We start from the raw sequence: 25,160 nt of genomic DNA on the forward strand, positions 1-25,160 counted from the left end.
TTTGTTAAGATTTAGTTTAATAGCCTGGGTTTTGAGTAACATCTGGGTCAGACTGCACATCTGAATAAGGAATCGGGAAGAGCCAGAAATTTTTATTTGCTATGCCCAACACTGCTCCCGCTCTTTCCGTTCTCACTAAATCAAACCAGCGGTGTGCTTCAAAAGCAAATTCAATAGCATTTTCATCTTCAATTGCCTGTATCAATGCTACTTGGGTACTTGCGGTTGTGGCCGAAACATCAGCACGGGCTCTAACTGCATTTAAATCTAATGCGGCATCCGAAAGTTTATTTTGTTGCGCCCTTGCTTCTGCCCTTATTAAATAAAGCTCTGCAATCCTAATCAGGTATGATGGATCTGTGCTGGTTGCCGTAGTATTATAAAGCACACCGTAAACAGTACTTCCGCTACCCGCAATAAGCGTATTTCTTGTACCTCCAATGGCTGGATTATTTAACTTGGCTATCAATCCATCTGATGGTTTTAATGTAAATTGTCCGCCAGAAGAACTTGGATACCAAAGATTCCAGTAACTGTTTCTGTCGTTCACCGAATAAGCAAGTTCCAATACCGATTCCGCAGTTTGGAAAGGTGCAGTAAAAAAAGATTTATAAGGTTTAACCAACGAATATTTTGTATTGTTAATTACCTGAGTTGCGTATGTCTCTGCATCTGCCCATTGCTTTCTGTAAAGATGCAGCCTTGCTCTAAGTGCACGGGCAGCGCTTTTCTGAGCCCTATTTCTGGTTGTTGCATCTTCAGGTAGCAATTGTTCTGCCTGTATTAAATCTGCAAGAACCTGATCGTAAGTTTGTTCGAGTGTGCTGCGTTTAATACCTTTCAATACGCTTAAATCTGTGGTGGGTTTAAGTTGCAACTGTACCCCTCCCCAACCTCTTGCTAAGTCGAAATAAGAAAGTGCTCTGATAAAATAAGCCTCTCCTAAAATTTTATTCTTTTCCGCAACAGTTAAAAGTGGATCGTTAACGTTTGGTACATAAGCTATAACACTATTTGCAGAATTGATTGTACGATAAATGCTTTGATACGCAGATACGGTAATTACATTATCTGTCGGAATGGCATTCTGATCAAGCTGAAGATATTCGCTTAAGGTTCCGTTAAAGATTACGTTATCTGTGGTAATGGTGCCTAAAGTGGGGTAACTTGAAGCGTAATAACCTTGCAGACGATCGTAAGTACCAATAATAGCAGCTCTGGCTGTACTGGCATCAGTTATAGAGTTTTCAGTAGGAAGCGCATTATTGGGTGCTTCTTCCAGGTATTTTTTGCAGGATGCCGACAGCAACACTACGGCAAGAAAAATTGCATTTTTAATATATGATGATTTCATTTTCTTAAACATTAGGATTAAAAAGTAACGCTGGCGCCAATCTGGAAAGTTCTCGGTTGAGGTACGGTTGCCCAATCGTAACCCACTGTATTTTGATTATTGGATTGCGAGCTCACCTCTGGATCCAATCCGCCATAATTTGTAAAGGTTAACAGGTTTGTTCCTTGTGCGTAAATTCTAAATTTACTTACTCCAATTTTGCTTAATACATCCTTAGGCAAGGTATAACCGAGGGTTAAAGTTTTAAGTCTGATAAACGAGCCATCTTCCAGATAGCGTGATGATAAACTGGCAACATTTCCACCATAATTATTTGCGGCACCACCATTTTGTGTTGGATTTGCACTGTAAGTAGTTAATCTTGGAATATCCGTTACATCGCCTGGTTTTTGCCATCTTTCCAACTGACGGGGAAGAAATCCAATATTGGCTTGTGTACCACCATGAACCATAAAGAAATCGTTCATGTTCATAATTTTGTTTCCTTGTTGAAAGTAAAAGAAGAAGCTTAAATCAAATCCTTTAAAGATGAAATTATTGGTCAATCCACCTGTATAATTTGGAAGCGCATTGCCAACAATCTGGCGATCTGCAGAGGTAATCAAACCATCCCCGTTCACATCTTCATATACTGCATTTCCCGTTTGCTCATCTACCTTAAGCTGTTTGTACAACTGAAAAGAGTTAGTAGAATAACCTTGTCTTAAAATAGAAATATTCCTTCCTGAAGCACCTAGACTAATATCTGATGCCAGTTTTTCTATTTTATTATTGTTAAAGGAAATGTTGAAATTGGTTGTCCACTGGAAAGCATCTGTTTCTATATTTGTTGAGTTGATTCCCAGTTCGAAACCTTTATTTCTAACTGCACCAAAATTTTGCAAATAGGAAGCGAAACCAGAGCGATATGGTACTGGAACGTTCAGTAATAAATCGTAGGTATATTTATTATAGTAATCTGCAATAATGCTTAACCTGTTTTTAAAAATACCGATTTCGGCCCCAATATTAAATTGTCGGGTGGTTTCCCATGTTAAATCTGGATTAGCTAATTGCGTTGGAGCGATGCCAGGCTGTTCGAGGTAGTTAGCTCCCGACGACCATAAACCTTGGGCTGCATATGCGCCAATACCATTTTGGTTGCCAGATAATCCTAAACTGGCTCTAATTTTCAGTTCATCAAAAAAGTTAAGCTTTTTGATAAATTCTTCCTGACTTAACCGCCATGCTACACCTCCAGAAGGAAAATAACCCCATCGATTATTGGTTCCAAATTTTGACGATGCATCCGCACGAATACTTCCATCAATCGTATATTTTCCATCAAAAGTATAACTCACTTTACTGAAAAAGGACACCAGCTTAGATTCTGCCCTTGAAGCTGAGCCTGATCGTGTCGCCGCTACAGATACTGAACGTAAACTGTTCGCTGCAAAACCAGTTCCGCTTGCACTGGTACTTTCATTCAATACCGTATTAAGGGTATTACCAATCAGCGCATTTAGGTTATGTTTTTTGTTAGCACCAAAAGATTTTACAAAGCTCAAAACTTGTTCGTTGGTAAGTACCAGATTTTTATTTTCTATGGATGATGCTGAACCATTTGAAGCAATACCTGCACTGATTAATGTGTTCGAGTAGCTGTTATCATATTCACTACTATTATCAATACTCCAGCTACTACGCAATTTAAGGCCTGGAAGAAAAGTATATTCTCCGAAAATATTGCCAATGGTTCTCCAACCTACAGCTTTACTGTCGAGATTTTCAATTAGTGCCAGGTGATTATCAAAACTTCCGTAACGGGCATAAGTGCCATCTGCATTATATATTGGTAAGTACGACCTTGGAAAAAGCGCTGAGTTAATTACTCCCGTTGGATTATTATCACTGCCACTTAGGTTTCGTTGCGACCTGGTAAAATTAATACTGGTTCCTACTTTTAGTTTGTCGGTTAAGTACGTATCATAATTTAGCCTTGCAGAATAACGCTTATAATCAGAAGGTTTTACGATAGATTCCTGGCCTAAGTAACCTAAACCAATGTAGTAAGTACTTCTATCGGTACCGCCTTGTGTAGAAACTTCATAACTTGAAGTTCTGGCTGTACGGAATAATCCATCTATTCTATCATAAGTTGGCTGACTGGCAGGGTTTGGAAAGGGTAATACAACCGTTGTTGGATTTAAGCCATTATCGATTGCTGTGTTAATGCGTGATTCATTAGTAAGCAAAGCGACTTCTGGTCCAGAGGCTACTTCAAATTTATTAATTGCTGTAGACCAGCCTTGAAAAGTATTCAAGTTTATGTTTGCTTTTGTATTACGCTTTCCACGCTTAGTGGTTACAATGATCACACCATTTGCTCCTAAAGAGCCGTAAATGGCTGTTGCATTGGCATCCTTTAATATCTGAATATCTTCAATATCAGAAGGATTTAGGTCGGCTATCGGATTTGATGCCTGCTGATTACCAAGACCAGCAGATATCGGGTCGGCGTTACTTACAAAAACCCCATCGATGATGTAAAGTGGATCTACTGATGCGTTAATGGAATTATTTCCCCTAACGCGGAAAGTAATTCCACCGCCTGGAACTCCAGAATTTGAAGTTACCTGAACACCAGTCGTTTTTCCCTGAAGCAGTTGATTAAAACCACCTGATGGTTGATTCTGAACAACTGAACCGCTTACACTGCTAATCGAACCTGCTATGTATTTTCTTTCCTGCGTACTGTAGCCTGTTACCACAACATCATTCAATTGGTTTTGACTCTCCTGCAAGCGTACCGTAACTGGGCTACCATCTACGCGTTGTTCCTTTTGCTCAAACCCAATAAAACTTACGATGAGTGTGTATGGAAATTTCTGCCCTGTAATAAAACTAAAGCGACCATCTGTATCTGTTGATACGCTATGGGTGGTACCTTTGATTTTAACAACCGCACCTGGTATGGGCTGACTGTTTGCGGCATCGAGTACTGTTCCGTTTAACCTGGACTGGATTGTAGGCGTTACCTGTGCGTTGGCCAATGCAGACCAGAAAACGCAAAAAAACAGGTAAAAGCCCTTTCTGTAAAGATTTTTCATTTTTGTATTTTTAAAAAGTTTAGATATAGTTTTCCCATTAACCACAAATGGCCTACATGGAAAAAGAAAATGAAATTTGATTTAGCAGATTATAATCTGCCTGGAGAAGTTTAGTTAAAGTCCATGCTATAACACATGCACATCATTAGAGCAATGCATTTGTGGCCGCCAATGAAAAGAGAATTTGAAAAATTAAAATGTTGTAAATTCAGGAGTAAGTTTTTGTTCATGATTAATTATATTAAATCTATAGATTTAGTAGACAAATAAAAGAAATTATGGTTACTTAATCAAATTTTATTCTGCAATAAAATCCATTAACCCACGTTAGTCAGAATATAATTCTGCAATACACAAAATTTAACCTTAAATACGACTGTGGAATAGAGCGAAAGCCTGCAGTTATTTCTAAAAAAGATAAAAAAAAATTAAGCTTTGAATTGCTTTTAACCGTTAATTCAACGATAAAAACATCAACCATTCAAAATCTTATCGGGTATGTCTGGCCCGATTTGCTCTTTTATCACTCCCCTCTATTGATTTTGAGATTGTTGAAGTATTTAAATTATATATTTTTCAGCCGATTTCCGTAGCAGAGTAATCAACAATTACATTACATAAAATTCAAGATTACCCGCATCGATATCAGTTACTGTTTTTAATTGATAATGAGGTTCTCACTAACTAGAATAATGGATCATCACCTGTCACCTACCTAGCATATTAAAAGCAGTCGGTATTCCCCTTGGTTTTCTAGTGGCGCACGGTGAATACAGGGCAAAGCGCTCTGGACAGGATGATCAACAGCTAATTTCCACAAATGGCCTGTGTCTAAATTAATTGAGGTGGCACCTGGTTTAGGCTGGTAATGTAGATCAAAAAAATATTCACTTAGGAAGCTTTCGAATCCTTCATCTGGCCCATCGTATAATGCTTCGAGCTTTTGACGAATCTCGGGGATCAATACCTTTTTTTCAGCCTGATGATTAGCAATAATATCACTTGCCTTACCATGATAGGTACATAAAAAGGTATCGGTATCCTCCGCAGAACGATCAACATGATAGGAGTAAACATCTGTAGAAATAAAGCCAAGCTCTTCATCGCGTGCATAACTTTTAATCAGGTTCAGCACAGGTAAGGCACCGAGGTCCTGGAGTAAATTCAGATCGTTAATTATTATATCCCTTGCAATCACTCCTTCTTCCGACAGCGGCAAAGTTAAAAGATCTTGAATAGAAATATCCGTTATATCATCTTTTGCCTGCAGCTTGGAAACGATTTCGCTGAAATCTCCTTTTAAATCCCTGAACCAGCAAACAGCGTTGTTTTCCCCCTGAAACCTCATGCTAATCAGTTCGTTAAATGATGAAACCACTTTAACCTGGTTGCTTTCTGAAAATTTGTTATCCATACTTACCCACAAAAATAAATAATCAGTTTCAATACCCACAAAAAATCGTTTGCAGATACTTCGACTACGCTCAGCATGACTTGATGTTCATGGTTGCTATTGACGATTAAGGTGTTGAAGTTTCCCCACCAAAAACATCAAAACTAATATTGCTATATTTGATGAGGACCAACAACAGATGATCAGCGAACACCAACATTACGACTTATTTGGCAAAACACTATTAGAAGTTTTGGTATTAAAGCCGCCTTTCGTTTACAAAATGCCTTCAGCAGATAATGCCTGTTTTCATTATATGCTCGAAAATGAAATGGAATACAAAGTTGATGAGAAACAGTTAAACGTTGGCAACAACGAATCGGTGCTGCTTAATTGCAGAACCGTTGGCAACCATATGACCAGTTTGAGTTCTGCAAGCCAAAACAAGTTGATTATTGTACATTTCCATCCCGATATTTTAAAAAAAATATACGACAGGGAATTGCCAAGGCTTTTGCAACAGCCAAAAAATAATGTTTCGAACAAAACCAGCGAAAAAATTAACAACGAGTTTTTAATCCAGAAGTATATTGAAGGGTTACTGTTTTATTTCGAAAACCCCTTGTTGGTTAATGAAGATATTTTGGTGTTGAAATTAAAGGAGATTATCATTTTACTTTCTCAAACTAAAAATGCCGATGCTGTGCAAATGATTTTGGCGCAGTTGTTCTCCCCTACCATTTATTCCTTCAAACAAATTATAGAAGCCAATCTATTCGCTCCCATTACCCTTAATGAACTGGCAGATTACTGCAACCTCAGTTTATCATCCTTCAAAAGAGAATTTGCCAAACATTACAACGATACACCTGCCAACTACATTAAAAGCAAGCGACTGGAAAAAGCAGCGGAACTCTTAATGGTTTCCAATATGCGCATTACAGAGATTGCTTTTGAATGTGGCTTTAACGAACTGGCCAATTTTACCAGGAGTTTTCACGATAAATTTAGCATTACGCCCAGCCATTACAGGTTGAACCAAATTGCCAAATAATTGAACCAAATAGCAAAAGGCCTTTCTGTTTTCTACTCCATATTTGCATTGTCAATAACGACAAAAAAAAAAACTAGAAAACATGAAACGTACAGCGCAAGCACAATGGTTTGGTAACCTAAAAGAAGGTAAAGGCGACATCACTACACAAAGTGGAATTTTAAACCACACTAACTATAGTTTCAAAACCCGTTTTACAGGCGAAGAAACAGGTACCAATCCTGAAGAATTATTAGCGGCTGCCCATGCGGGCTGTTTCACCATGGCGGTTAGTGCAGCCTTAACCGAAAAAGGTTTAACTCCACAATCATTACACACAGAGGCAATTGTGCAAATGGAAGGTTTGTCCATCACAACCGTACACCTTCACATTACTGGTCAGGTGGAAGGTTTAAGTGCTGATGACTTTGGATCGATTACCAAAATTGCGGAAAAGAATTGCTTAATCTCTAAAGTATTAAGCATTCCAATAAGCTCAGAAGCACATCTTTTAGCCTAATTAAAGATAAAATTATGGGATTATCATCATTAGGAATTTTTCATACCATTATAGGTGTTGCGGCTATTGTTGCCGCAATCATATCTTATATTAAATATGCAAAAATCAATTTAGCAGTAACATCAGGCAAAATATATGCTTACAGTACCATCATCACCTCGTTAACCGCCCTGGGCATTTCAAAACACGGTGGCTTTAATGCAGGCCATGTGTTCTCCATATTTATCCTGATTTTAATTGGAGCAGCTTATTTCCTGTTTAGTCGAAAGCCAGGCAATAACAGAAATCGATACGTAGAAAATTTCCTGCTCTCCTTCAGTTTTTTTCTATCGTGGGTGCCCACCATTAACGAAACCTTTACCCGTGTGCCACTTGGACACCCCTTGGCAAAAGGCCCAACTGATTCAATTATTGGCCAAACCTTATTGGTGCTGCTGGTTTTATTTATCGCAGGTTCAGTTCTACAATTTTTCAAACAAAAGAAAATTAACAAGACACTTGACCTTTAAATAAGCCACCCAAAAAAGTTTTAATATTCAAATTCCTGTTCAAACCTGGGCAGGAATTTTTGAATGTTGATTAAATCATAATTCAAAGTCATCAAGGAATCTTTTGCGGGTTTGATTTACATTTTCGGGGAGAAACACCCTCCTTATTTTAAGGAGGGGTTGGGGTGGTTTAAATGAATTATATTATCTTAATCGGAGGCCGAAAGATAAATAAAGTCATATAGACAGAGCAAGTTATGCCATGAACTATGGAATCAGATGAGATGCACGCAGTTCATCAAACAATTCGAAAAACGTTTCTTCCGTATCCTGATAAACCTGAAAACCCATTTTCCTACTCTTGCCCATGTCGGTCATCACTTCAATTGGTCTGCCTAAATCCAGATCTGTATGCCATGCCGAAGACAAACGGCTAAGTTCGGTTTCCTTAAGCTGGTATTTTTTAGCAATTTCTACCCAGATCGCTGCATCACCAGCCATCTCCTTTTCCAACGGTTTAATATCCATTTCAAAACCCACAGCCTCAATACCAAAGTAATCAGCTAAACGGAACCAGAGTCTGCTCCAGCGAAAAACTTCGCCATTTACGACATTAAAGGCCTGGTTCTTTGCAGCATCTGTGGTAGCAGCCCAGATCAGATGTTTAGCCAACACTCTGGCATCTGTCACATCCGAAATCCCGTTCCATTGCGCTTCCGATCCAGGCCAAATAAATTTTCGCCCAGTTTCTTTGCAAATCGAGGCATAAGCAGCCAGGGTGGTGCCCATGTTCATCGCATTCCCGATAGCCTTTCCAATAACAGTGTGCGGACGGTGGATGCTCCAGCTAAACCGATCACGGGTTGCAGCCGCATAAACCTCGTCTTCCTGTGCGTAATAGAAGTTTTCAATATCCAATCTTGGGTGCGATTCCCGTACAGGCGTTTCAGGTAAAAATCCTTCCTTCGCATAAGCCTCGAATGGGCCGAGGTAATGTTTTAGTCCCGTCACCAAAGCCACATGTTCTACTGAGCCTTTGGGCGAAAGCACATCCAAAAGATTTCTAACCATGAGAGCATTAATCCTTATATTTTCAGATTCCGTATCCTGGCGCATCCAGGTGGTAATAAATATATGTGTAGGTTTAATGTCTTTTAACCCAGCTCTCAGGCTTTCCATCTCCAGCAAATCTGCTGAAATGGGTTTCAAACCTTCAATATCTGTATTCGGTTTACGGGCAAGACCAAAAGTTTCCCAGCCCGCATTAATTAATTCTTTGGCTAAGTTGGAGCCAGTTATACCACTCGAACCTACTACCAATGCAACTTTATTTCTCATGTTTTTTTATACAAAATTAACGTTAAGGCCATGTTTTTTTCTTGATCAGCATCATGAAATAATCTTGACCTGGATCAAGTAAACAATTCTCTGGTGGGTTTCCTTTGGGTGAAAAGCTTATCTTTGCCAGCGAAAATGGTAGAGGTACTTTTTGAGCATATAGAAAAAAAGGTGTCGTTAAGCGATGCAGAACGGTCAGCCGTAAAAGATTTTTTTACACCAAAAAGTCTTCGTAAAAGACAATACCTGCTGCAAGCTGGAGACAGCTGTAAATACCTGGCTTTCATTGCAGAAGGTTTGCTGAGAACTTATAATACCGATGATAAGGGAAATGAGCATGTGAGTGTATTTGGATGGGAAGGCTGGTGGCTTTCAGACTTTAACAGTTTTCTAACTGGAGTACCAGCCATTTATAGCATCGATGCCATCGAAGATGCACAGCTACTGCTACTTTCGCGTGCAGACTACGAAAAACTGACCCTGAATGTACCCATTATGGATCGCTATTTCAGAATACTTTTTCAAAACAGCATCCTCACAAAAGAACGAAGGCTGACCAGTTCGATCAGCCACACGGCGAAAGAAAAATACCTGGAATTTATCAGTAGCAATCCCGAAGTATCCCAGCGCATTCCCCAGCATTTGATTGCTTCCTATCTAGGTATCGCACCCGAAACAATTAGCCGTATCAAAAAAGATTTGCTAAAAAAATAACCACATTTTAATCCTGAGTGAAGTCGAAGGGCAACCCAGTTTATCATAATCTGTCACCCCTGAGCGAAGTCGAAGGGCACTTACTAAAAATCAGCTAAAAAATCCAGGTATGATTTTACACCCACCTCGATATGAATATCTGAAGCATTATGTTCCATTCCATAAAAAGCGAAGAGTGGTTGGTAATCTGCCTTAATATATTCAAAACTTAATTCAAATGGCCTGGTAAGTTCGTTTAGCGGATACTTGTAAATTCCTGATGTACTTAACTCATACGCTTCAACGCCCAAGGATATGGCTAGCGCTATTTTTTTTCCCGCCATACGATAACCACTTTTACTACCGTAAGCCCAGCCATGGACTAAAACTTCATCGAGCCATTTCTTTAAAAACGAAGGACAATTAAACCAGTAGTAGGGAAATTGAAAAATAATTTTATCGTGCTGTTCCACTAAAAGCTGTTCCGCTAAAACATCTATTTTTTCATCTGGATAAGCTTCATGTAACTGATGAATCGTATAACTTTCAGGAAATTTACTTAATTCCTCTATCCATCTTTTATTAATTACAGATTCGTTTATATTTGGGTGGGTGACAATTATCAATGTTTTCATCTTAAGTTTTTAAAATATTTAACACAAAGTTATTACCTAACCCAAGCTTTTGTATATTAACTGCCAATTGTTAGGTACTATATAAAATGTAAGTAATGAGTGAGATTAAAGAAACGTCGACCAACTTCGCCAACAAATTAGCTCTTGCCGATGAATGTCTGGAAGCCTATGCTTCAAATATTATTGGAGGTCAGTGGACTTTGGTAATCTGTTCCTGGTTATTGAATGGGAAGCTGAGGTTTGGAGCGCTAAAAAAAAACTTACCAAACATTACCGAACGAATGTTAACCTTACAATTGCGGAAGCTAGAAGAAAATAAAATAATCAGTAGAACGGTTTACGCAGAAGTTCCTCCTCGTGTAGAATATGAATTAACACCAATTGGATACGCATTAAAACCTGTAATCAAAGCATTGGAAAGCTGGGGTGATGAGCACAAGAAATTAATGAACGAACCCGAGGAGGTTTCTGGTTCAAAAAATTGAGGTGCTTTAATTATTGAATAACAGCTTCAAATACATAAAAATCCTCCCGCTATGCTCTGCTTCGTGATAATTAGCAGCTTGCAGTGCCTGAACATGATTTCTCACTTGAAATCCAATGGATAACTCAAAGGGCGTATAATTAACAAATAATCCAGCTTCCAAATCCAATTCAAGGCGGTTAACCGTATCAATCAATAAATGTTTTAACTCATTAACATCTGGAGTAAATTTCCAGGAAGCTGGCGACGATCCAATTTTGAAGGATTCCATGAATTCATTGGAGATATACATCGGCAATCCACTTCGCATATACATATGTCTTTGCTGAGAAGTAATGCAATGGCCGATTTGCCAAATTATATTATTGTTAAAACCCGCAGGAATTTTAAATAATATCTCATAATTACTGGTTTCCATTAATTGCAATAGCCTGATCCTGCTAGCTCTTAAAATTTCACATTCGAAACGTTCATTAATCATTTAAATTGATTTAAGTTTTTAATAAAGGAAGAAGCCATAGTATTCTCTAAATTAACCTTTTCAGATTAATGTTCAAACTTAGTACCTTTTAGGAATATAGAAAGCAAAAGTATATTATTGATTCATATTATGCTTCGCGTACCCTAACCTGCAATGCCATTAACTTAAGGGAAAACAAAAAATAATGGTCATCCTGAGCGTAGTCGAAGGACAGATTATTTTTTGTTTTCGACCCTCAAACTGGTCTTCGACTACGCTCAGACTGACAACACTTAAGGGAAAACAAAAAAGAAGCGTTATCCTAAGCGTAGTCGAAGGACAGATTATTTTTTGTTTTCGATCATCAAAATGGTCTTCGGCTACGCTCAGACTGACAACACTCGGGGAAAACAAAAAATAATGGTCATCCTGAGCTTACTCGAAGGACAGTTTATTTTTTGTTTTCGACCATCAAACCCATCTTCGAATACGCTCAGACTGACAACACTTAGGGAAAACAAAAAATAATGGTCATCCTGAGCTTACTCGAAGGACAGTTTATTTTTTGTTTTCGACCATCAAACTGGTCTTTGACTACGCTCAGACTGACAACACTTAGGGAAAACAAAAAATAATGGTCATCCTGAGCGTAGTCGAAGGACAGATTATTTTTTGTTTTCGACCCTCAAACTGGTCTTCGACTACGCTCAGACTGACAACACTTAAGGAAAACAAAAAAAGAATGCTCATCCTGAGCGTACTCGAAGGACAGATTATTTTTTGTTTTCGACCATTAAACTGGTCTTCGACTACGCTCAGACTGACAACACTTAAGGAAAACAAAAAAGAATGATCATCCTGAGCGTAGTCAAAGGATAGATTATTTTTTGTTTTCGACCATCAAACTGGTCTTCGACTATGCTCAGACTGACAATACTTGTGCTTCAGTTAATAACAATGCCCTAACCCGCTCTTCTAAATATTAACCGCAGCGCATATCAAAGGAATAAGAATCTAATTTGCAAACTCTTAATTTCCCTTTATATACTCCGTTAGTAATCGTTTTTTAAAAGATCTCTAAGCGGGATAAAAATTTAACATGCCTTAAAATGCAATCATCATGCCTTAGGACTGGGATGGGCATGCAATGGGAAAGCAGGATGCTTTTAATGGACTATAGCGAGCTAGCAAATTAAAAGCAGCGTAAGTATTCGACTATTGGGTATCAACAAAAATAGAATTTCAATTTAGTACTATTACAGTACTCTATCTATGCTTTATCCCTACCTGATCTATGCTTTATCTATACACTTGGCTAGCTGATGCAATTAAAAATCCAGCGTTAGTTCACTAAAATTCCAACGCTATTAAGAAATTTGTTATTATAGTTTGAGGGATTTACTTCCAGACAAATCGCTTTAGCGAACTAATAATCAAATATTTACAACACAAACTACACAATATCATGAAATTTTTGATAGTCAGATAAATTCAATTGTCTTTTTATAAAGTGGACGTTCCGCTTAAACTAAAATTTAACCTGACGCTTTCCGCTTCTTTTGGCTTCCTGTCATGTATTGCTGGGTTTTGATGTTCTCCCACATAATCAGCTTATCTTCGATTTTCGAGAAAGCTCTGATATCTCCATCCTGAGATATTACCAGTCCAAGTGCAGAGGGATGGTTCCAACAATAAGCAATCATAGAACGGTGCCTAGTGCCATAATGCCTTGGGTCATGTGGTTCAAGTGACTTTGGTGTAGCAGTAGCAGTGGAAGAAACATGGATTTTTCTGGGCATCTTCTTTGCACGGAGCACAGCGCCAAAGCCATTACTAACCATACTGCGATTGAATAATACCACGCCATCTACGCAGGTTTGTGAAGCAATAAAGCTGATCGCACCTTTGATCTCATCGCCTGTCCCCTTTTTACCATAAAAAGAACTTGTCTCTTTTAAATAAAGTGCCTTGTTAACCGATCTTTTGCCAGCACTGAGTTGCGTTTCTATTTTACTCTCCGCAACAAAGTTATCAATCGCGGCTTTGGCATGAGAAACCATGGCAAGAGTAAGGCGCTCATAGTGAATTCGGTATTTAACATCAAGGTCAGCGCTATCATCCGCAATAAGTATTGCACCCCCATGCTGATAGTTCTGTATCTTTAGCAAGAGCCTTGAAAAAGTCTGGATCCACAGACCGTCCAAAAAATTCTCCCAGTCGGTATAGTTCTCTTCAGGATGAATCTGCTCAATATATTCTTTTATGGAAATCTTCAGAAAGTCTGCATTCTTCCTCAACATTTTAGATATCGGACCAATGGTAAGCACATCCAGATAACGCTTAACCAGAACATTGTGCTTCAAGGTGGCTAATAGCTCATAATCAAAGAGTACATTTAGCGTACCAATATCACTAATCGAAACCTGAAAAAGGCCAGGCTGTTCAGAACCAGTATCAGACTCATAATTCAAAAAGTTCTGATAATGCATCGCCTGGTCAATCATCCCCCAGATGTAAATACACCCTTTCTCATCGTAATACACCGCGAGAGAAGAGCTGACGGGATCTGCCGCTTTTGAAAGTTTCGCCAGCGACTTAGTGGTCATCATAACATGGTGATCGAAAGGAACGCAGCTCCATCTCTCTGGAACAATATGCTTTGGAGGAGCAGGATCTGGGTTAGCGGGGTCTATAAAAGTCACAGTTACTCTGATCAGCTCACTTTCCTCCTTGCACATGCTCGAGTAAAACAGGCAATCGAATAGGTCTTCAAGAATTTTAATTTCAGGAAGCGTTGAACTGCTTTTGGCTAGCCTGAGCTTGTTATGCACCAAAACTGCCAAGTCATTAGGGCGTGAGTTTTCCAAGTTTTTATTATTTAGCTATCAAACAGATGATTTTGAAAATCGTTTGCGCTCAAGCTCATAATTGCTAAAACTAATAAGCATAATCTCTGCCAGGAATCCATTTGGACTGTCTGGTATCATTATGCTACAAACAAAGGCGATCTGGATACTGGTTAAAAAGCCAATTAACTGCCTTGTGCAATGCTGCGCATTTGAGGCAAGAATCGCTTCTTAATAGGTAAATCGCTGGAGGATGTGCTTATGGATCTTAAAGAACAATTCGACTAATTCGGCTTTTAATTTTCATTGAGGTGTTATTGAAGGCTACATTGTTTTTTAATTTGCGGATTTTTTTCCTTGTAGGGCGATTTCTCCGTCATGTATCATTTTTGATTTAATAAAACCAAGTGTTTTCGAGATTGTTTATTCTTTTAAGTAGTTGGTTTAAAACCTGCTGCACGGTTATCATTCCATTCATCAACATGAAAAATAACAAAACATTGCTCAGCCCTGAAGAGCGAAAGCTTTTCGGCGACTTAATGCCTGAAGAACTTGAAGAGGTCCTCACTTCGGGTTTTAACAGAAGACATTTTTTGAAACTGATGGGCCTTGCAACCTCTGGAATGCTGGCCAGCCACCTTATCGGTGCAGAACAGCTTTTTGCACGGGCGGCAACCATTGAGGAAATTCCCGACCTGATTCCTGAAGCTATCGAAAATGGCATCCATGTTAATTTTAAGGTAAATTCTACGGAAAGGAAGGTACTCGTTGATTCGAGAATGACTTTGCTGGACACGCTCCGAGAAAGGATTGGATTGACTGGTTCTAAAAAAGGCTGTGACCATGGTCAGTGTGGCGCCTGTACAGTAATTGTTAACGGCAACCGCGTACTTTCCTGCCTAACGCTGGCTGCTAGTTGTGAGGGAAAATCAGTGATCACCATTGAGGGGCTTGCCAAAGGCAGTGAACTTAACCCAATGCAGGCAGCCTTTTTAAAACATGACGGTTTTCAATGTGGCTTCTGCACGCCAGGACAGATTTGTTCTGCTGTGGCTTTAATGAAAGAAGCCAAAGAAGGTCAGGCAAGTTTTATAACTGGCGATATTCGAGATCAAAAACAAGGACTGCTTTTAAGTGATGAAGAAATTTCAGAACGGATGTCTGGAAATATCTGTAGATGTGGTGCCTATCCGAATATTGTGGATGCCATTAAAGAAGCGCAGAGCGGAAAAAATGTAGAACAAAACTGGCTTTATGCAGGCTAAAATACTCTATTGATATGAACCCTTTTAAATTTTCTATGGCACAAAATCCCAATCAGGTGATTTCGATGCTATTAAAGAATGAAAATGCTGCCTTGCTCGGCGGTGGAACCAATCTGCTAGATTTGATGAAGGAACATGTTTCCAATCCCAATGAGCTGATTGACATCAGTGGATTGGACCTGGGCGCAATAAAACAGAGTTCCATCGGCATAAGCCTGGGCGCAACTGCAAAAAATACCGATACAGCAAACCATCCGACGGTGAGAAAAGATTTCCCTATGTTAAGCAAAGCTATTTTGGCTGGTGCATCAGCGCAGATCAGGAATATGGCAACCAACGGCGGAAACCTGTTACAAAGAACGCGTTGTAGTTATTTTTACGATATTGCCATGCCCTGCAATAAACGGCAGCCTGGCAGCGGATGCGCTGCAATGGAAGGCTTCAACCGAATGCATGCCATCTTTGGCTGGTCGAATAAATGTGTAGCGGTATACCCTTCTGATATGGCCGTAGCACTTTCAGCTTTGCGGGCCTCAGTAAGGGTACTTCAACCCGACGGTAATCTCAGAAACATCGCATTTGATGACTTCCACCTGCTGCCAGGATCGCAACCCGAAAAAGACAATAGCTTAAAACGAGGCGAATTAATTACCTCAATTGAAATTCCAAAAAATGAACTTGCAGCACACTCTTCCTATATAAAAGTAAGGGATCGGAATTCTTATGCATTTGCATTGGTTTCAGTTGCCACAGGACTTGAAATCAAAGAAGGGCGAATAAATGCTGCACATATTTCGCTTGGTGGGGTTGCGCATAAACCCTGGCGGGCATTTAAGGCTGAAGCCTATTTGAAAGGTAAAACGCCTAGTCAGGCAAATTTTAGAAAAGCAGCGGAAATGGAGATGGTTTCTGCAAAACCGCTTTCACAAAACAAATTCAAAGTTCAAATGGCTGAAAACTGCATCATAAAAGGACTTGAATTGGCACTAAAGGGATAATCTTAGTAAAATGGAAGAAAAAAACAAAGCGATTGGCAAGGGTATTGACAGGATTGACGGGATACTGAAAATAACAGGAAAAGCAAGCTATGCAACTGATTATCCTGAGAAAAACATCGCATACGCGGTTCTTTTTAAGAGCACAATTGCCTTTGGTAAAATTACCGAGATAGAAAGTAATGATGCGAAAAAATCAACAGGTGTAATTGCAGTCATTACCCATGAAAATGCTCCTAAGTTAAACGTTAAGGGGGGCTTGAGGGGTGGTGCCCTTTTGCAAAGCCCAGATATTATGTTTTATGGCCAACACATTGGAATGGTTGTCGCCGAAACCTTTGAGCAGGCAACTGCAGCCGCGAATCTTATAAAAGTTAAATACGAGCAAGCAGCTAATCAGAAAACTGATTTTGATTTGGAAGCTAAAACTCCAGTAATGCCTAAAGGAAAAGAGCTGCAGGATTTTGTCAAAGGCGCTGGAAAATCTGCCATAACATCAGGACAGATAACTATAGAGGAAGAATATGAAACGCCAATTGAGCACCATCATCCCATGGAACCTCATTCTACGCTGGCGGTATGGAAGGATGAAAATCTTACCCTGTATAATGGTTCGCAAATTATAAACGGCGCACAAACTGCAGCCGCAGCAACGCTAAACCTAAAAGCAGAACAGGTTAGAATTGTTTCGCCTTTTATTGGTGGTGGATTTGGATCAAAAGGTGGCCAATGGGCAAACCTGGTGCTGTGTGCTGTAGCTGCCAAAATGGTTAACCGACCTGTAAAACTTGCCTTAACTAGGCAGCAAATGTTCAATTCAGTTGGTTTGCGCCAGCGCAACATTCAAAAAATTACCTTAGCGGCTTCAAAAGATGGAATGCTAAGCACCCTTGCCCATGAAACCATTTCACATACCGCTATTGATGACGAATATATAGAACCTTGTGGCGACTGTTCCAAAATCATGTATGATGCACCTAATACCTTAATCTCTTACCGTTCGGTTCCGATGCATGTTATTCTCCCGACTTACACGCGTGGTCCGGGCAAGTCGACTGGAAGTTTTGCGTTGGAATCTGCTATGGACGAACTTGCGCATAAACTAAATATCGACCCTATTGAGTTAAGAATTAAAAATGAACCCAAACAAGATCCTTCCAATGGGAAGCCCTGGAGTTCAAGAACAACGGTACAATGTTTAAAGGAAGGCGCAAAGGCTTTCGGCTGGGATAAGCGTAAAAAAGCGCCAGGAAGCAATAGAGTCGGCGATGATTTGGTTGGTTATGGGGTAGCCTGTGGTACTTACCCTGCCCGCCAGCGCGACAGCTCGGCCAGTATTAATCTTCGCCTTCAAAATGGAAAAGTGTTTGCAACGGTTGAAATTGCCGCCTCAGATTTGGGTACTGGAACAAATACAATTTTAGCGCAAACGGCTTCCGATGGACTGGGCATTCCTGTTTCACAGATTACCATGAAGATAGGTGATTCATCACTTCCGCCCGCCGCTGGTTCGGTTGGTTCTGTAGGCGCATCCAGTTTCGCCAACGCGGTTAATGATGCCTGTACAAAAATTACAGATGAACTTTTGGCGAAATCGGGCAAACAGTTTTTTGTGCGACCTACGGCTAACCAGCTTATGGTTTCGGAAAACATAGGTTCCTTTCAGACCCGATCAGATTCCAAAGCGCCTGCTGAAGCTGAAAAATATTCATGCCACAGTTTTAATGCTAATTTTGCGGAGGTTAGAATAAGTAGCGTTACTGGTATGGTTAAAGTAACACGTTTTCTTGCCGTTACTGGCGCAGGTAAAATCTTAAATCCTAAAACTGCCCGTTCTCAGATTATTGGTGGAAATGTTTGGGGGATCGGGATGGCACTGAGTGAAGAATCGGTAATTGACCCTCGTTATGGGAGCTTTGCAACCAGATCGTTTGCAGATTACCACGTCCCATCGAACTTTGATATTGGAAAACTCGACGCCATGTTTATCAATGAAGTCGATTTAGTTCCAAATAAAATGGGCATCAAGGGAATTGGTGAGGTTGGCATTGTAGGCGTTGCTGCAGCAATCGCCAATGCTGTATTTAACGCAACTGGAAAAAGAATAAGGTCACTGCCAATTACTCCAGATAAGTTATTACTTTAATTTGCTATTAACAGGCCTTAATTTCCAACAATTTTAAAGCAGATCAGATTTTTATATTTACGTCATAATTTTTTTAAGTTGCATTTCCTCGTATCCAAACCTGAAGCATTTTATTTCTGCCTGACAATTGGGATTTTCCCTGGCGAATGTCTGATCTTTCACCAAATTGCAGGCTTGGATTCACATCCCAATGCTGCTGATCAACTGCTGCAAAAACCTGGAACTATACGCCTGGAAAAGGGCATTGCGCTAGAGGGAAGGCTATGGAGCTGGTTGCTTAGCCAGACGAATGAGACCTCGAAAACGGAAACCTTACCCATGGAAATTTCCCTGCTGGGACCAGAAAAGATCTTGTCTGGCTGGCTGCTTATTAAAGCGTCGCCAATAACTGTGGTTTACGATGCAGAAATATCTGATGGTCAGGTTGTCATTTCTGCATTAGAAATTTCCTTTAACCTCCAGCAATGTATTTATCCCCTATAATTTATTGCCTGATGATCCCTCCAATTCTGATCGGAACATTCTTATGGATTTCCAGACATTTTGCCATAGCAGGAAGTAAAAAAACCGTACCACACTCTAGTTCCCCAAACTATAACAGACGTATGTTGTAAGCATTTAATATGAAATACTGACTGATTTTAAACCGTGATTTTGTATATTAAATAACATTAATTTAAAGATTATTGATACTCATTGTTTTGAGAAATGTCATAATTCTATTTATCCTATAAACTCGTTTTCTTAAAAACTAACTTGCGCAATAAAGCTAACCAATGATACGTCCCTTGCTTTCTTATATTCTGCTCTTCTGTGTGCTCTTGGCTATACCAATTTTATCTAAAGCCGCTACAGATCCTTTAAGAGGAAGAGATTTATTTACAGAAAAACCTAATCGATTAGTAAGTTGGCTAGGCTACATAAAATCGAATCTCAAAGAGGGAATTAGCAACGTTCCAATGTTTATTATTGAAGACACCGACACCTATGCTAAAATAATCTGTGTGCCCAGCAAACCAACTGATTGGAATTCAAAATTTAAAGGAAAAAGCAGTGCCCAAAAAGCCTCAATTACTAAAACATTGGCACAAGGTATTCATGACAGAAGTATTGGTGCTAACCAATTCAGTATTTTTGCTTTTGTAAAACAAGTTACCAATACAAAAAGCAACGTTAAAAGTTCTAGAAGCAACGATATTACATTCCCGTCAAGGATATTTGTTTACGTATCCTCTGGAAGAAAATGGATAAAAATAACGGAGAAGGTTGTTACTAATATTTCAGACTACGGAAATTTACAATACCAAACTGCCACAGCCACTTTATAGCTCTTAATTTCTGTCCTTCGACTACGCTCAGGATGACCATTCTTTTTTGTTTTCCCTTGAGTTAATGACATTGTGGTTTGGTCCAATATCATTAACTTAAGCATAAGTGTTGTCAGTCTGAGCGGAGTCGAAGACCAGTTTGATGGTCGAAAACAAAAAACAATCTGTCCTTCGACTACGCTCAGGATGACCATTCTTTTTTGTTTTCCCTTAAATTAATGACATTGTGGTTTGGTCCAATATCATTAACTTAAGCATAAGTGTTGTCAGTCTGAGTGTAGTCGAAGACCAGTTTGATGGTCGAAAACAAAATATATTCTGTCCTTCGACTACGCTCAGGATGACCATTCTTTTTTGTTTTCCCTTAAGTTTTGTCAGTCTGAGCGGAGTCGAAGACCAGTTTATGGTCGAAAACAAAAAATAATCTGTCCTTCGACTACACTCAGGAGAATCATTCTTTTTTGTTTTCCGTTAAATTAATGACATTGTGTTTTGATCCAATATCATTAACTTAAGCATAAGTGTTGTCAGTCTGAGTGTAGTCGAAGACCAGTTTGATAGTCGAAAACAAAAATAGTCTGTCCTTCGACTACGCTCAGGATGACCATTCTCTTTTGTTTTCCCTTAAGTTAATGACATTGTGGTTTGGCCCAATGTCTTTAACTTAAGCACAAGTGTTGTCAGTCTGAGCGTAGTCGAAGACCAGTTTGATGGTCGAAAACAAAAAATAATCCGTCCTTCGACTACACTCAGGAGAACCATTCTTTTTTGTTTTCCCTTGAGTTTTGTCAGTCTGAGCGGAGTCGAAGACAAGTTTAATAGTCGAAAACAAAAAATAATCCGTCCTTCGACTACGCTCAGGAGGACCGTTCTTTTTTGTTTTCCCTTAAATTAATGACATTGTGGTTTGGCCCAATGTCTTTAACTAAACACAAGTGTTGTCAGTCTGAGCGGAGTCGAAGACCAGTTTGATGGTCGAAAACAAAAAATAATCTGTCCTTCGACTACGCTCAGGATGACCATTCTTTTTTGCTTTCCCTTAAGTTAATGACATTGTGGTTTGGCCCAATGTCTTTAACTTAAGCACAAGTGTTGTCAGTCTGAGCGTAGTCGAAGACCAGTTTGATGGTCGAAAACAAAAAATAATCTGTCCTTCGACTACGCTCAGGATGACCGTTCTTTTTTGTTTTCCCTTGAGTTAATGACATTGTGGTTTGGTCCAATATCATTAACTTAAGCATAAGTGTTGTCAGTCTGAGTGTAGTCGAAGACTAGTTTGATAGTCGAAAACAAAAAACAATCTGTCCTTCGACTACGCTCAGGATGACCATTCTTTTTTGTTTTCCCTTGAGTTAATGACATTGTGGTTTGGTCCAATGCATTAACTTAAGCATAAGTTTTGTCAGTCTGAGCGTAGTCGAAAACCAGTTTGATAGTCGAAAACAAAAAATAATCCGTCCTTCGACTACGCTCAGGATGACCATTCTTTTTTGTTTTCCCTTGAGTTAATGACATTGTGGTTTGGCCAAATGCCATTAACTTAAGCACAAGTGTTGTCAGTTTGAGCGGAGTCGAAGACCAGTTTGATGGTCGAAAACAAAAAATAATCCGTCCTTCGACTACGCTCAGGATGACCATTCTTTTTTGCTTTTCCTTGAATTAATGACATTGTGGTTTGGTCCCCATTACCCTGGAAATAATTAATTAACTGAAAGCTGTATAACGGCAAAAAAGCAAGGGTCTGCCATCCAGCAAACCACTTGCTAATAACCAAATCAGCGGCGGCTTCGAGGCGCCACTTACTAACTAGTTAACTTAAAAGACTTTATAACGATCTTATTTACTCAAATCGAGAATATACTGTCCCTTAGCTGGAATGGAGATAGACTGTTTAAGTGCAATTTCTTTCGAAGAGATCACATCCTTTCCAGATGAATACCCAGTAATGACATCACTGAATCTATCCAGTTTTAGTTCCTTATCGGTTAACGAACTATTTATTACAACTAATACCGTTTTATCATCCTTAATCCGAGCGAAAACATATACCCCATCCTTTGGGGCATAGTGAATCATTTTTCCTGAAGTAATGGCTGTACTGGTTTTCCGCCATTGAAGAAGTTTTCGCAAATAATCCCATGCTTCATTTTGTTTATCGCTTCTGCCTGCAGGGGTAAATTCATCTTTTTTATCATCTGGCCATCCCCCAGGAAAATCAACACGTAAACGCCCGTCACCGTCTTCTTTTGTTCCAACCATTAACACTTCAGTACCGTAATAAATTTGAGGGATTCCACGCATAGTTAGCAGAAAAGCAAGACCCTGCTTGTACCTTTTAAGGTCTTTATCTTCCTTCCTGCTAAAACGCCCAAGGTCGTGATTATCTAAAAAAGTGAGCACATTATAAGGATCTGCATATACGAAATCCTGAGCAATATCTTCAAATAGATCGCCTAAGTAACCATTATCCGTTTCCCCGTCAAATGCCTTTTGCATGGCAAATGTGAGGGAAAAATCCATCGGTGTTTTTAAAAAGGGATTTTTTTTATTCAACACAGAATTAGCCTGCCACCAGGCTGGCGAAGTCTTTTTATTATACCAGGTTTCGCCCACAATATTAAAATCAGGATACTCATCGTACACTTCTTTATTCCACCTAGCCAGAAAATCAAAATCCATATAAGAGTAGGTATCCTGTCTGATTCCATCAATACGAGCATATTCTATCCACCATATGCTGTTTTGAATGAGATAAGTTGCCAGATGTGGATTCTTTTGATTCAAATCAGGCATCCCACGAGTAAACCACCCATTCAAAAAAGTATTGCGCTCGGTTTGCGAGGCATGCACATCCATAACCGAAACCGTTGCATGGTTAGTCTGTAAAAAAACACCATCATTATTAATCCAGTTTTTGGCTGGCAAATCCTTCATCCACCAATGTGAACTCCCACAATGGTTCAATACCATATCCATCACCATTTTCATACCCTTGTCATGAGTCGCTTTGGTAAGGGCTTTGAACTCTTCATTACTTCCGAAACGCGGATCAGATTGATAAAAATCAGTAATGGCATAGCCGTGATAAGATCCACCACGCATTTTATTTTCCTGAATCGGATTTAGCCATACGGTAGTAATACCAAGATCTTTCATGTAATCAAGCTTCTGCTTTACCCCTTCATAATCTCCTCCATGACGGGCATTAGGGCTTTTTCTGTTCACCAGGACGCTATCCCAGTTATCATTCTGTACGTTTCCATTCACAAATCGATCTGGAGTTATCAAATACAAAACATCCGAAGCATTAAATCCAAGCGCACCACTATTATCTGTGCGGCTTTTGAGCGGGTAATTATAAGTAAATTTTTCAGTGCCATCGGTAAAAGTGATCGGCACGATCCCCGCTTTTGCATTCTTAGAAACATTCACATAAAGAAAAACATAATTTGGGTTCTCAACTTTTACTGCTTGATTCAAAGTAACCCCCTTATAATTCAGACTGACCTTAGCATTACCAATTCCAGGGCCATATACCAAAATCTGAAATTCTGCTTTTTTCATGCCTGTCCACCAGTTTTCTGGTTCAATTCTGGAAATTGAAATCTTGGCAAATGCCTGGTTGGCGGTTAGAAAGATTGCCAAGAGCAATATTTGTATTATCTTTTTGTACATAACCCTTTTAATTATTGGTCGATTTATAATTTTATTTTTGAAGAACGATATATTGGTAAGGTTCAAGTTTTACCACCTGGGCCAAATTAGCTTTCGAGCCATTGAAAGCATATTTCCACTTGCCTGCTAATGAGACTGGAAGACTGTAATCAATTGACTTATTTCTCAAATTAGAAAGAACCAACACCTGTTCTCCGTCGAGGGTTTTGCTGAATACGCATACGTCATCACTACTGTAGGAAATCATGGTACCCCTTCTCACCGTTTTACTTTTATTCCAGAAGGCAACTATTTTTTTATAGTCAGAAAGCACATCGGCGTTAGCTTCTTGTAAAGACCAGTCAACTGATTTCCCTGTGAAAGGGAAAGTAAGGCGAAATGGGGTTCCGATTTCCTGTCCATTGTAAATCATCGGAATTCCTTTCATATAGGCTGTAACCACAAAAGCTGCCATAGAACCTTTTTTGCCGCCAAAAAGGTCAAGTGGAGTACCATCTGATCCGTTTACATCGTGATTGGTTAGGTAACGAACCACGGCCTGGCCTTCCTTTGCATCTTTATAATCACGTTCATTTAAGGCATCAATTGATTTCACTGATTTGTTCTTATTGAATATGCTTTTCATATTCCCGAAATAATTAAAGCCAAAAAAGTAATCAAAACCAGCACTAAGATATTTCGGACTGCTGCCTTCGGCCAACATTAAGAGTTTGTGAGTTTTAATGGTTTTCAAACTATCGTTTACCTGTTTCCAGAAATCTAATGGAGGACCATCTGCGTAATCACAGCGGAAGCCATCGATATTAGCTTTATATACCCATGATTTCATGGAATGAATTAGTGATAACCTAAGTTCCTGATTGCGAAAATCTAATTGGGCCACATCTTTCCATGTTTCCGGATATTTAATTTGCCCGACACTATCGCGCAGGTAATAACCTGGCTTTTCTATCCATGGATGATCCCATGAAGTATGATTGGCCACAATATCGAGCATTACTGCGATATTTCTTCTATGAGCCTCATCCACCAGCTTTCTTAAGTCGTCAAGCGTACCAAATTCTTTCCCAACCTCGTCGTAGTTCATGGTTGCGTAGGGAGAATTTGCACCTTTAAGTTTTCCAACTGGATAGATGGGCATCAGATAGATCACATTAATGCCGAGATCTTTTATCGCATCCATTCTAGCCGTAACGCCAGCAAAATCACCTGTTTTACTAAAGGCCCTGGTATTTACCTGATAAAGCATTACATCTCGGCGATCTGGAACGCCTTTAAATGGCTTTCCATACTGAGCTGGATAGGCTTTATCCTGGGCGTGGGTAGAGAACGGTAATATCAGCGCATAAAATGCTGCAAGGAAAAATATCGAAACTTTATTTATCATAAGTAGATTTTTTAAATATTGAAGATCATCC

Annotated in this window: 19 protein-coding genes; 10 read left to right on the plus strand and 9 right to left on the minus strand. The window is 39.4% G+C overall.

Going from position 1 to position 25,160, the window contains the following annotated elements:
• Positions 1-16: 16 nt before the first annotated feature.
• The 3 genes from ACZZZI_RS00785 to ACZZZI_RS00795 all read right to left on the minus strand — a co-directional run bounded on the left by ACZZZI_RS00785 (position 17) and on the right by ACZZZI_RS00795 (position 5,857).
• The gene (locus ACZZZI_RS00785) at positions 17-1,354 is read right to left on the minus strand and encodes a RagB/SusD family nutrient uptake outer membrane protein (RefSeq protein ID WP_463488326.1); all 1,338 of its coding nucleotides are present in this window, start codon (positions 1,352-1,354) and stop codon (positions 17-19) included.
• A 17-nt stretch (positions 1,355-1,371) separates the two neighbouring features.
• Complete coding sequence (locus ACZZZI_RS00790) at positions 1,372-4,443, minus strand: SusC/RagA family TonB-linked outer membrane protein (RefSeq protein ID WP_463488327.1); 3,072 nt, start codon at positions 4,441-4,443, stop codon at positions 1,372-1,374.
• Positions 4,444-5,158: 715 nt separating this feature from the next.
• Positions 5,159-5,857, minus strand: coding sequence for a DUF1826 domain-containing protein (locus ACZZZI_RS00795; RefSeq protein WP_463488328.1), 699 nt, complete (start codon positions 5,855-5,857; stop codon positions 5,159-5,161).
• Between the two features lie 178 nt (positions 5,858-6,035).
• Between ACZZZI_RS00795 and ACZZZI_RS00800 the strand changes: the two genes are divergently transcribed.
• The 3 genes from ACZZZI_RS00800 (at position 6,036) to ACZZZI_RS00810 (ending at position 7,898) form a co-directional block, all read left to right on the plus strand.
• Positions 6,036-6,890: a helix-turn-helix transcriptional regulator gene (locus ACZZZI_RS00800; RefSeq protein ID WP_424058578.1), complete on the plus strand. Its 855-nt coding sequence runs from the start codon at positions 6,036-6,038 to the stop codon at positions 6,888-6,890.
• 82 nt (positions 6,891-6,972) lie between these two features.
• Entirely contained in the window at positions 6,973-7,389 is a 417-nt protein-coding gene (locus ACZZZI_RS00805; RefSeq protein ID WP_316761691.1) for an OsmC family peroxiredoxin, read from the plus strand.
• Positions 7,390-7,403: 14 nt separating this feature from the next.
• Positions 7,404-7,898 (plus strand): hypothetical protein, encoded by a 495-nt coding sequence (locus ACZZZI_RS00810; RefSeq protein WP_316761688.1) that lies wholly within the window; start codon positions 7,404-7,406, stop codon positions 7,896-7,898.
• A 246-nt stretch (positions 7,899-8,144) separates the two neighbouring features.
• Here ACZZZI_RS00810 and ACZZZI_RS00815 read toward each other — a convergent pair whose 3' ends face one another.
• Complete coding sequence (locus ACZZZI_RS00815; protein ID WP_463488329.1) at positions 8,145-9,215, minus strand: SDR family oxidoreductase; 1,071 nt, start codon at positions 9,213-9,215, stop codon at positions 8,145-8,147.
• A gap of 135 nt (positions 9,216-9,350) precedes the next feature.
• Here ACZZZI_RS00815 and ACZZZI_RS00820 point away from each other — a divergent pair, with 135 nt between their 5' ends.
• Positions 9,351-9,929, plus strand: a complete 579-nt coding sequence (locus tag ACZZZI_RS00820) for a Crp/Fnr family transcriptional regulator (protein WP_463488330.1) — start codon at positions 9,351-9,353, stop codon at positions 9,927-9,929.
• Positions 9,930-10,012: 83 nt separating this feature from the next.
• Here the strand turns inward: ACZZZI_RS00820 and ACZZZI_RS00825 are convergent, their stop codons facing one another.
• On the minus strand, positions 10,013-10,543 hold the full coding sequence (locus ACZZZI_RS00825) for an NAD(P)H-dependent oxidoreductase (protein ID WP_463488331.1): 531 nt from the start codon (positions 10,541-10,543) through the stop codon (positions 10,013-10,015).
• 95 nt (positions 10,544-10,638) lie between these two features.
• Between ACZZZI_RS00825 and ACZZZI_RS00830 the strand changes: the two genes are divergently transcribed.
• On the plus strand, positions 10,639-11,028 hold the full coding sequence (locus ACZZZI_RS00830) for a winged helix-turn-helix transcriptional regulator (protein ID WP_463488332.1): 390 nt from the start codon (positions 10,639-10,641) through the stop codon (positions 11,026-11,028).
• A 6-nt stretch (positions 11,029-11,034) separates the two neighbouring features.
• Here the strand turns inward: ACZZZI_RS00830 and ACZZZI_RS00835 are convergent, their stop codons facing one another.
• Both ACZZZI_RS00835 and ACZZZI_RS00840 read right to left on the minus strand, forming a co-directional pair.
• Positions 11,035-11,508 (minus strand): DinB family protein, encoded by a 474-nt coding sequence (locus ACZZZI_RS00835; RefSeq protein ID WP_463488333.1) that lies wholly within the window; start codon positions 11,506-11,508, stop codon positions 11,035-11,037.
• A gap of 1,514 nt (positions 11,509-13,022) precedes the next feature.
• Entirely contained in the window at positions 13,023-14,354 is a 1,332-nt protein-coding gene (locus tag ACZZZI_RS00840) for a putative sensor domain DACNV-containing protein (protein WP_463488334.1), read from the minus strand.
• Positions 14,355-14,815: 461 nt separating this feature from the next.
• Between ACZZZI_RS00840 and ACZZZI_RS00845 the strand changes: the two genes are divergently transcribed.
• From ACZZZI_RS00845 to ACZZZI_RS00865, 5 genes are all read left to right on the plus strand, one after another.
• Positions 14,816-15,598, plus strand: a complete 783-nt coding sequence (locus ACZZZI_RS00845) for a (2Fe-2S)-binding protein (RefSeq protein ID WP_316761669.1) — start codon at positions 14,816-14,818, stop codon at positions 15,596-15,598.
• 14 nt (positions 15,599-15,612) lie between these two features.
• Positions 15,613-16,596 (plus strand): FAD binding domain-containing protein, encoded by a 984-nt coding sequence (locus ACZZZI_RS00850; RefSeq protein ID WP_463488335.1) that lies wholly within the window; start codon positions 15,613-15,615, stop codon positions 16,594-16,596.
• A gap of 10 nt (positions 16,597-16,606) precedes the next feature.
• Positions 16,607-18,739, plus strand: coding sequence for a xanthine dehydrogenase family protein molybdopterin-binding subunit (locus tag ACZZZI_RS00855; RefSeq protein WP_463488336.1), 2,133 nt, complete (start codon positions 16,607-16,609; stop codon positions 18,737-18,739).
• A 174-nt stretch (positions 18,740-18,913) separates the two neighbouring features.
• Positions 18,914-19,222 (plus strand): hypothetical protein, encoded by a 309-nt coding sequence (locus tag ACZZZI_RS00860; RefSeq protein ID WP_463488337.1) that lies wholly within the window; start codon positions 18,914-18,916, stop codon positions 19,220-19,222.
• 293 nt (positions 19,223-19,515) lie between these two features.
• Positions 19,516-20,067, plus strand: coding sequence for a hypothetical protein (locus ACZZZI_RS00865; protein ID WP_463488338.1), 552 nt, complete (start codon positions 19,516-19,518; stop codon positions 20,065-20,067).
• Positions 20,068-21,903: 1,836 nt separating this feature from the next.
• On the opposite strand, the gene ACZZZI_RS00870 is transcribed toward ACZZZI_RS00865, so the two are convergent.
• Together ACZZZI_RS00870 and ACZZZI_RS00875 are read right to left on the minus strand one after the other, a co-directional pair.
• Positions 21,904-23,742, minus strand: a complete 1,839-nt coding sequence (locus tag ACZZZI_RS00870; RefSeq protein ID WP_463488339.1) for a glycoside hydrolase family 13 protein — start codon at positions 23,740-23,742, stop codon at positions 21,904-21,906.
• 31 nt (positions 23,743-23,773) lie between these two features.
• Positions 23,774-25,129: an alpha-amylase family glycosyl hydrolase gene (locus tag ACZZZI_RS00875; RefSeq protein WP_463488340.1), complete on the minus strand. Its 1,356-nt coding sequence runs from the start codon at positions 25,127-25,129 to the stop codon at positions 23,774-23,776.
• Between the last annotated feature and the right edge of the window lie 31 nt (positions 25,130-25,160).

Source organism: Pedobacter sp. AC190 (assembly GCF_979258025.1).

Bases quoted from the DNA above. Each gene is read 5' to 3' on its own strand.
- ACZZZI_RS00835 (WP_463488333.1), bottom strand. From the start codon at position 11,508: ATGATTAATGAACGTTTCGAATGTGAAATTTTAAGAGCTAGCAGGATC.
- ACZZZI_RS00875 (WP_463488340.1), bottom strand. From the start codon at position 25,129: ATGATAAATAAAGTTTCGATATTTTTCCTTGCAGCATTTTATGCGCTG.
- ACZZZI_RS00850 (WP_463488335.1), top strand. From the start codon at position 15,613: ATGAACCCTTTTAAATTTTCTATGGCACAAAATCCCAATCAGGTGATT.
- ACZZZI_RS00815 (WP_463488329.1), bottom strand. From the start codon at position 9,215: ATGAGAAATAAAGTTGCATTGGTAGTAGGTTCGAGTGGTATAACTGGC.
- ACZZZI_RS00800 (WP_424058578.1), top strand. From the start codon at position 6,036: ATGATCAGCGAACACCAACATTACGACTTATTTGGCAAAACACTATTA.
- ACZZZI_RS00855 (WP_463488336.1), top strand. From the start codon at position 16,607: ATGGAAGAAAAAAACAAAGCGATTGGCAAGGGTATTGACAGGATTGAC.
- ACZZZI_RS00795 (WP_463488328.1), bottom strand. From the start codon at position 5,857: ATGGATAACAAATTTTCAGAAAGCAACCAGGTTAAAGTGGTTTCATCA.
- ACZZZI_RS00820 (WP_463488330.1), top strand. From the start codon at position 9,351: ATGGTAGAGGTACTTTTTGAGCATATAGAAAAAAAGGTGTCGTTAAGC.
- ACZZZI_RS00830 (WP_463488332.1), top strand. From the start codon at position 10,639: ATGAGTGAGATTAAAGAAACGTCGACCAACTTCGCCAACAAATTAGCT.
- ACZZZI_RS00845 (WP_316761669.1), top strand. From the start codon at position 14,816: ATGAAAAATAACAAAACATTGCTCAGCCCTGAAGAGCGAAAGCTTTTC.
- ACZZZI_RS00810 (WP_316761688.1), top strand. From the start codon at position 7,404: ATGGGATTATCATCATTAGGAATTTTTCATACCATTATAGGTGTTGCG.
- ACZZZI_RS00825 (WP_463488331.1), bottom strand. From the start codon at position 10,543: ATGAAAACATTGATAATTGTCACCCACCCAAATATAAACGAATCTGTA.
- ACZZZI_RS00870 (WP_463488339.1), bottom strand. From the start codon at position 23,742: ATGTACAAAAAGATAATACAAATATTGCTCTTGGCAATCTTTCTAACC.
- ACZZZI_RS00865 (WP_463488338.1), top strand. From the start codon at position 19,516: ATGATACGTCCCTTGCTTTCTTATATTCTGCTCTTCTGTGTGCTCTTG.
- ACZZZI_RS00805 (WP_316761691.1), top strand. From the start codon at position 6,973: ATGAAACGTACAGCGCAAGCACAATGGTTTGGTAACCTAAAAGAAGGT.
- ACZZZI_RS00785 (WP_463488326.1), bottom strand. From the start codon at position 1,354: ATGAAATCATCATATATTAAAAATGCAATTTTTCTTGCCGTAGTGTTG.
- ACZZZI_RS00790 (WP_463488327.1), bottom strand. From the start codon at position 4,443: ATGAAAAATCTTTACAGAAAGGGCTTTTACCTGTTTTTTTGCGTTTTC.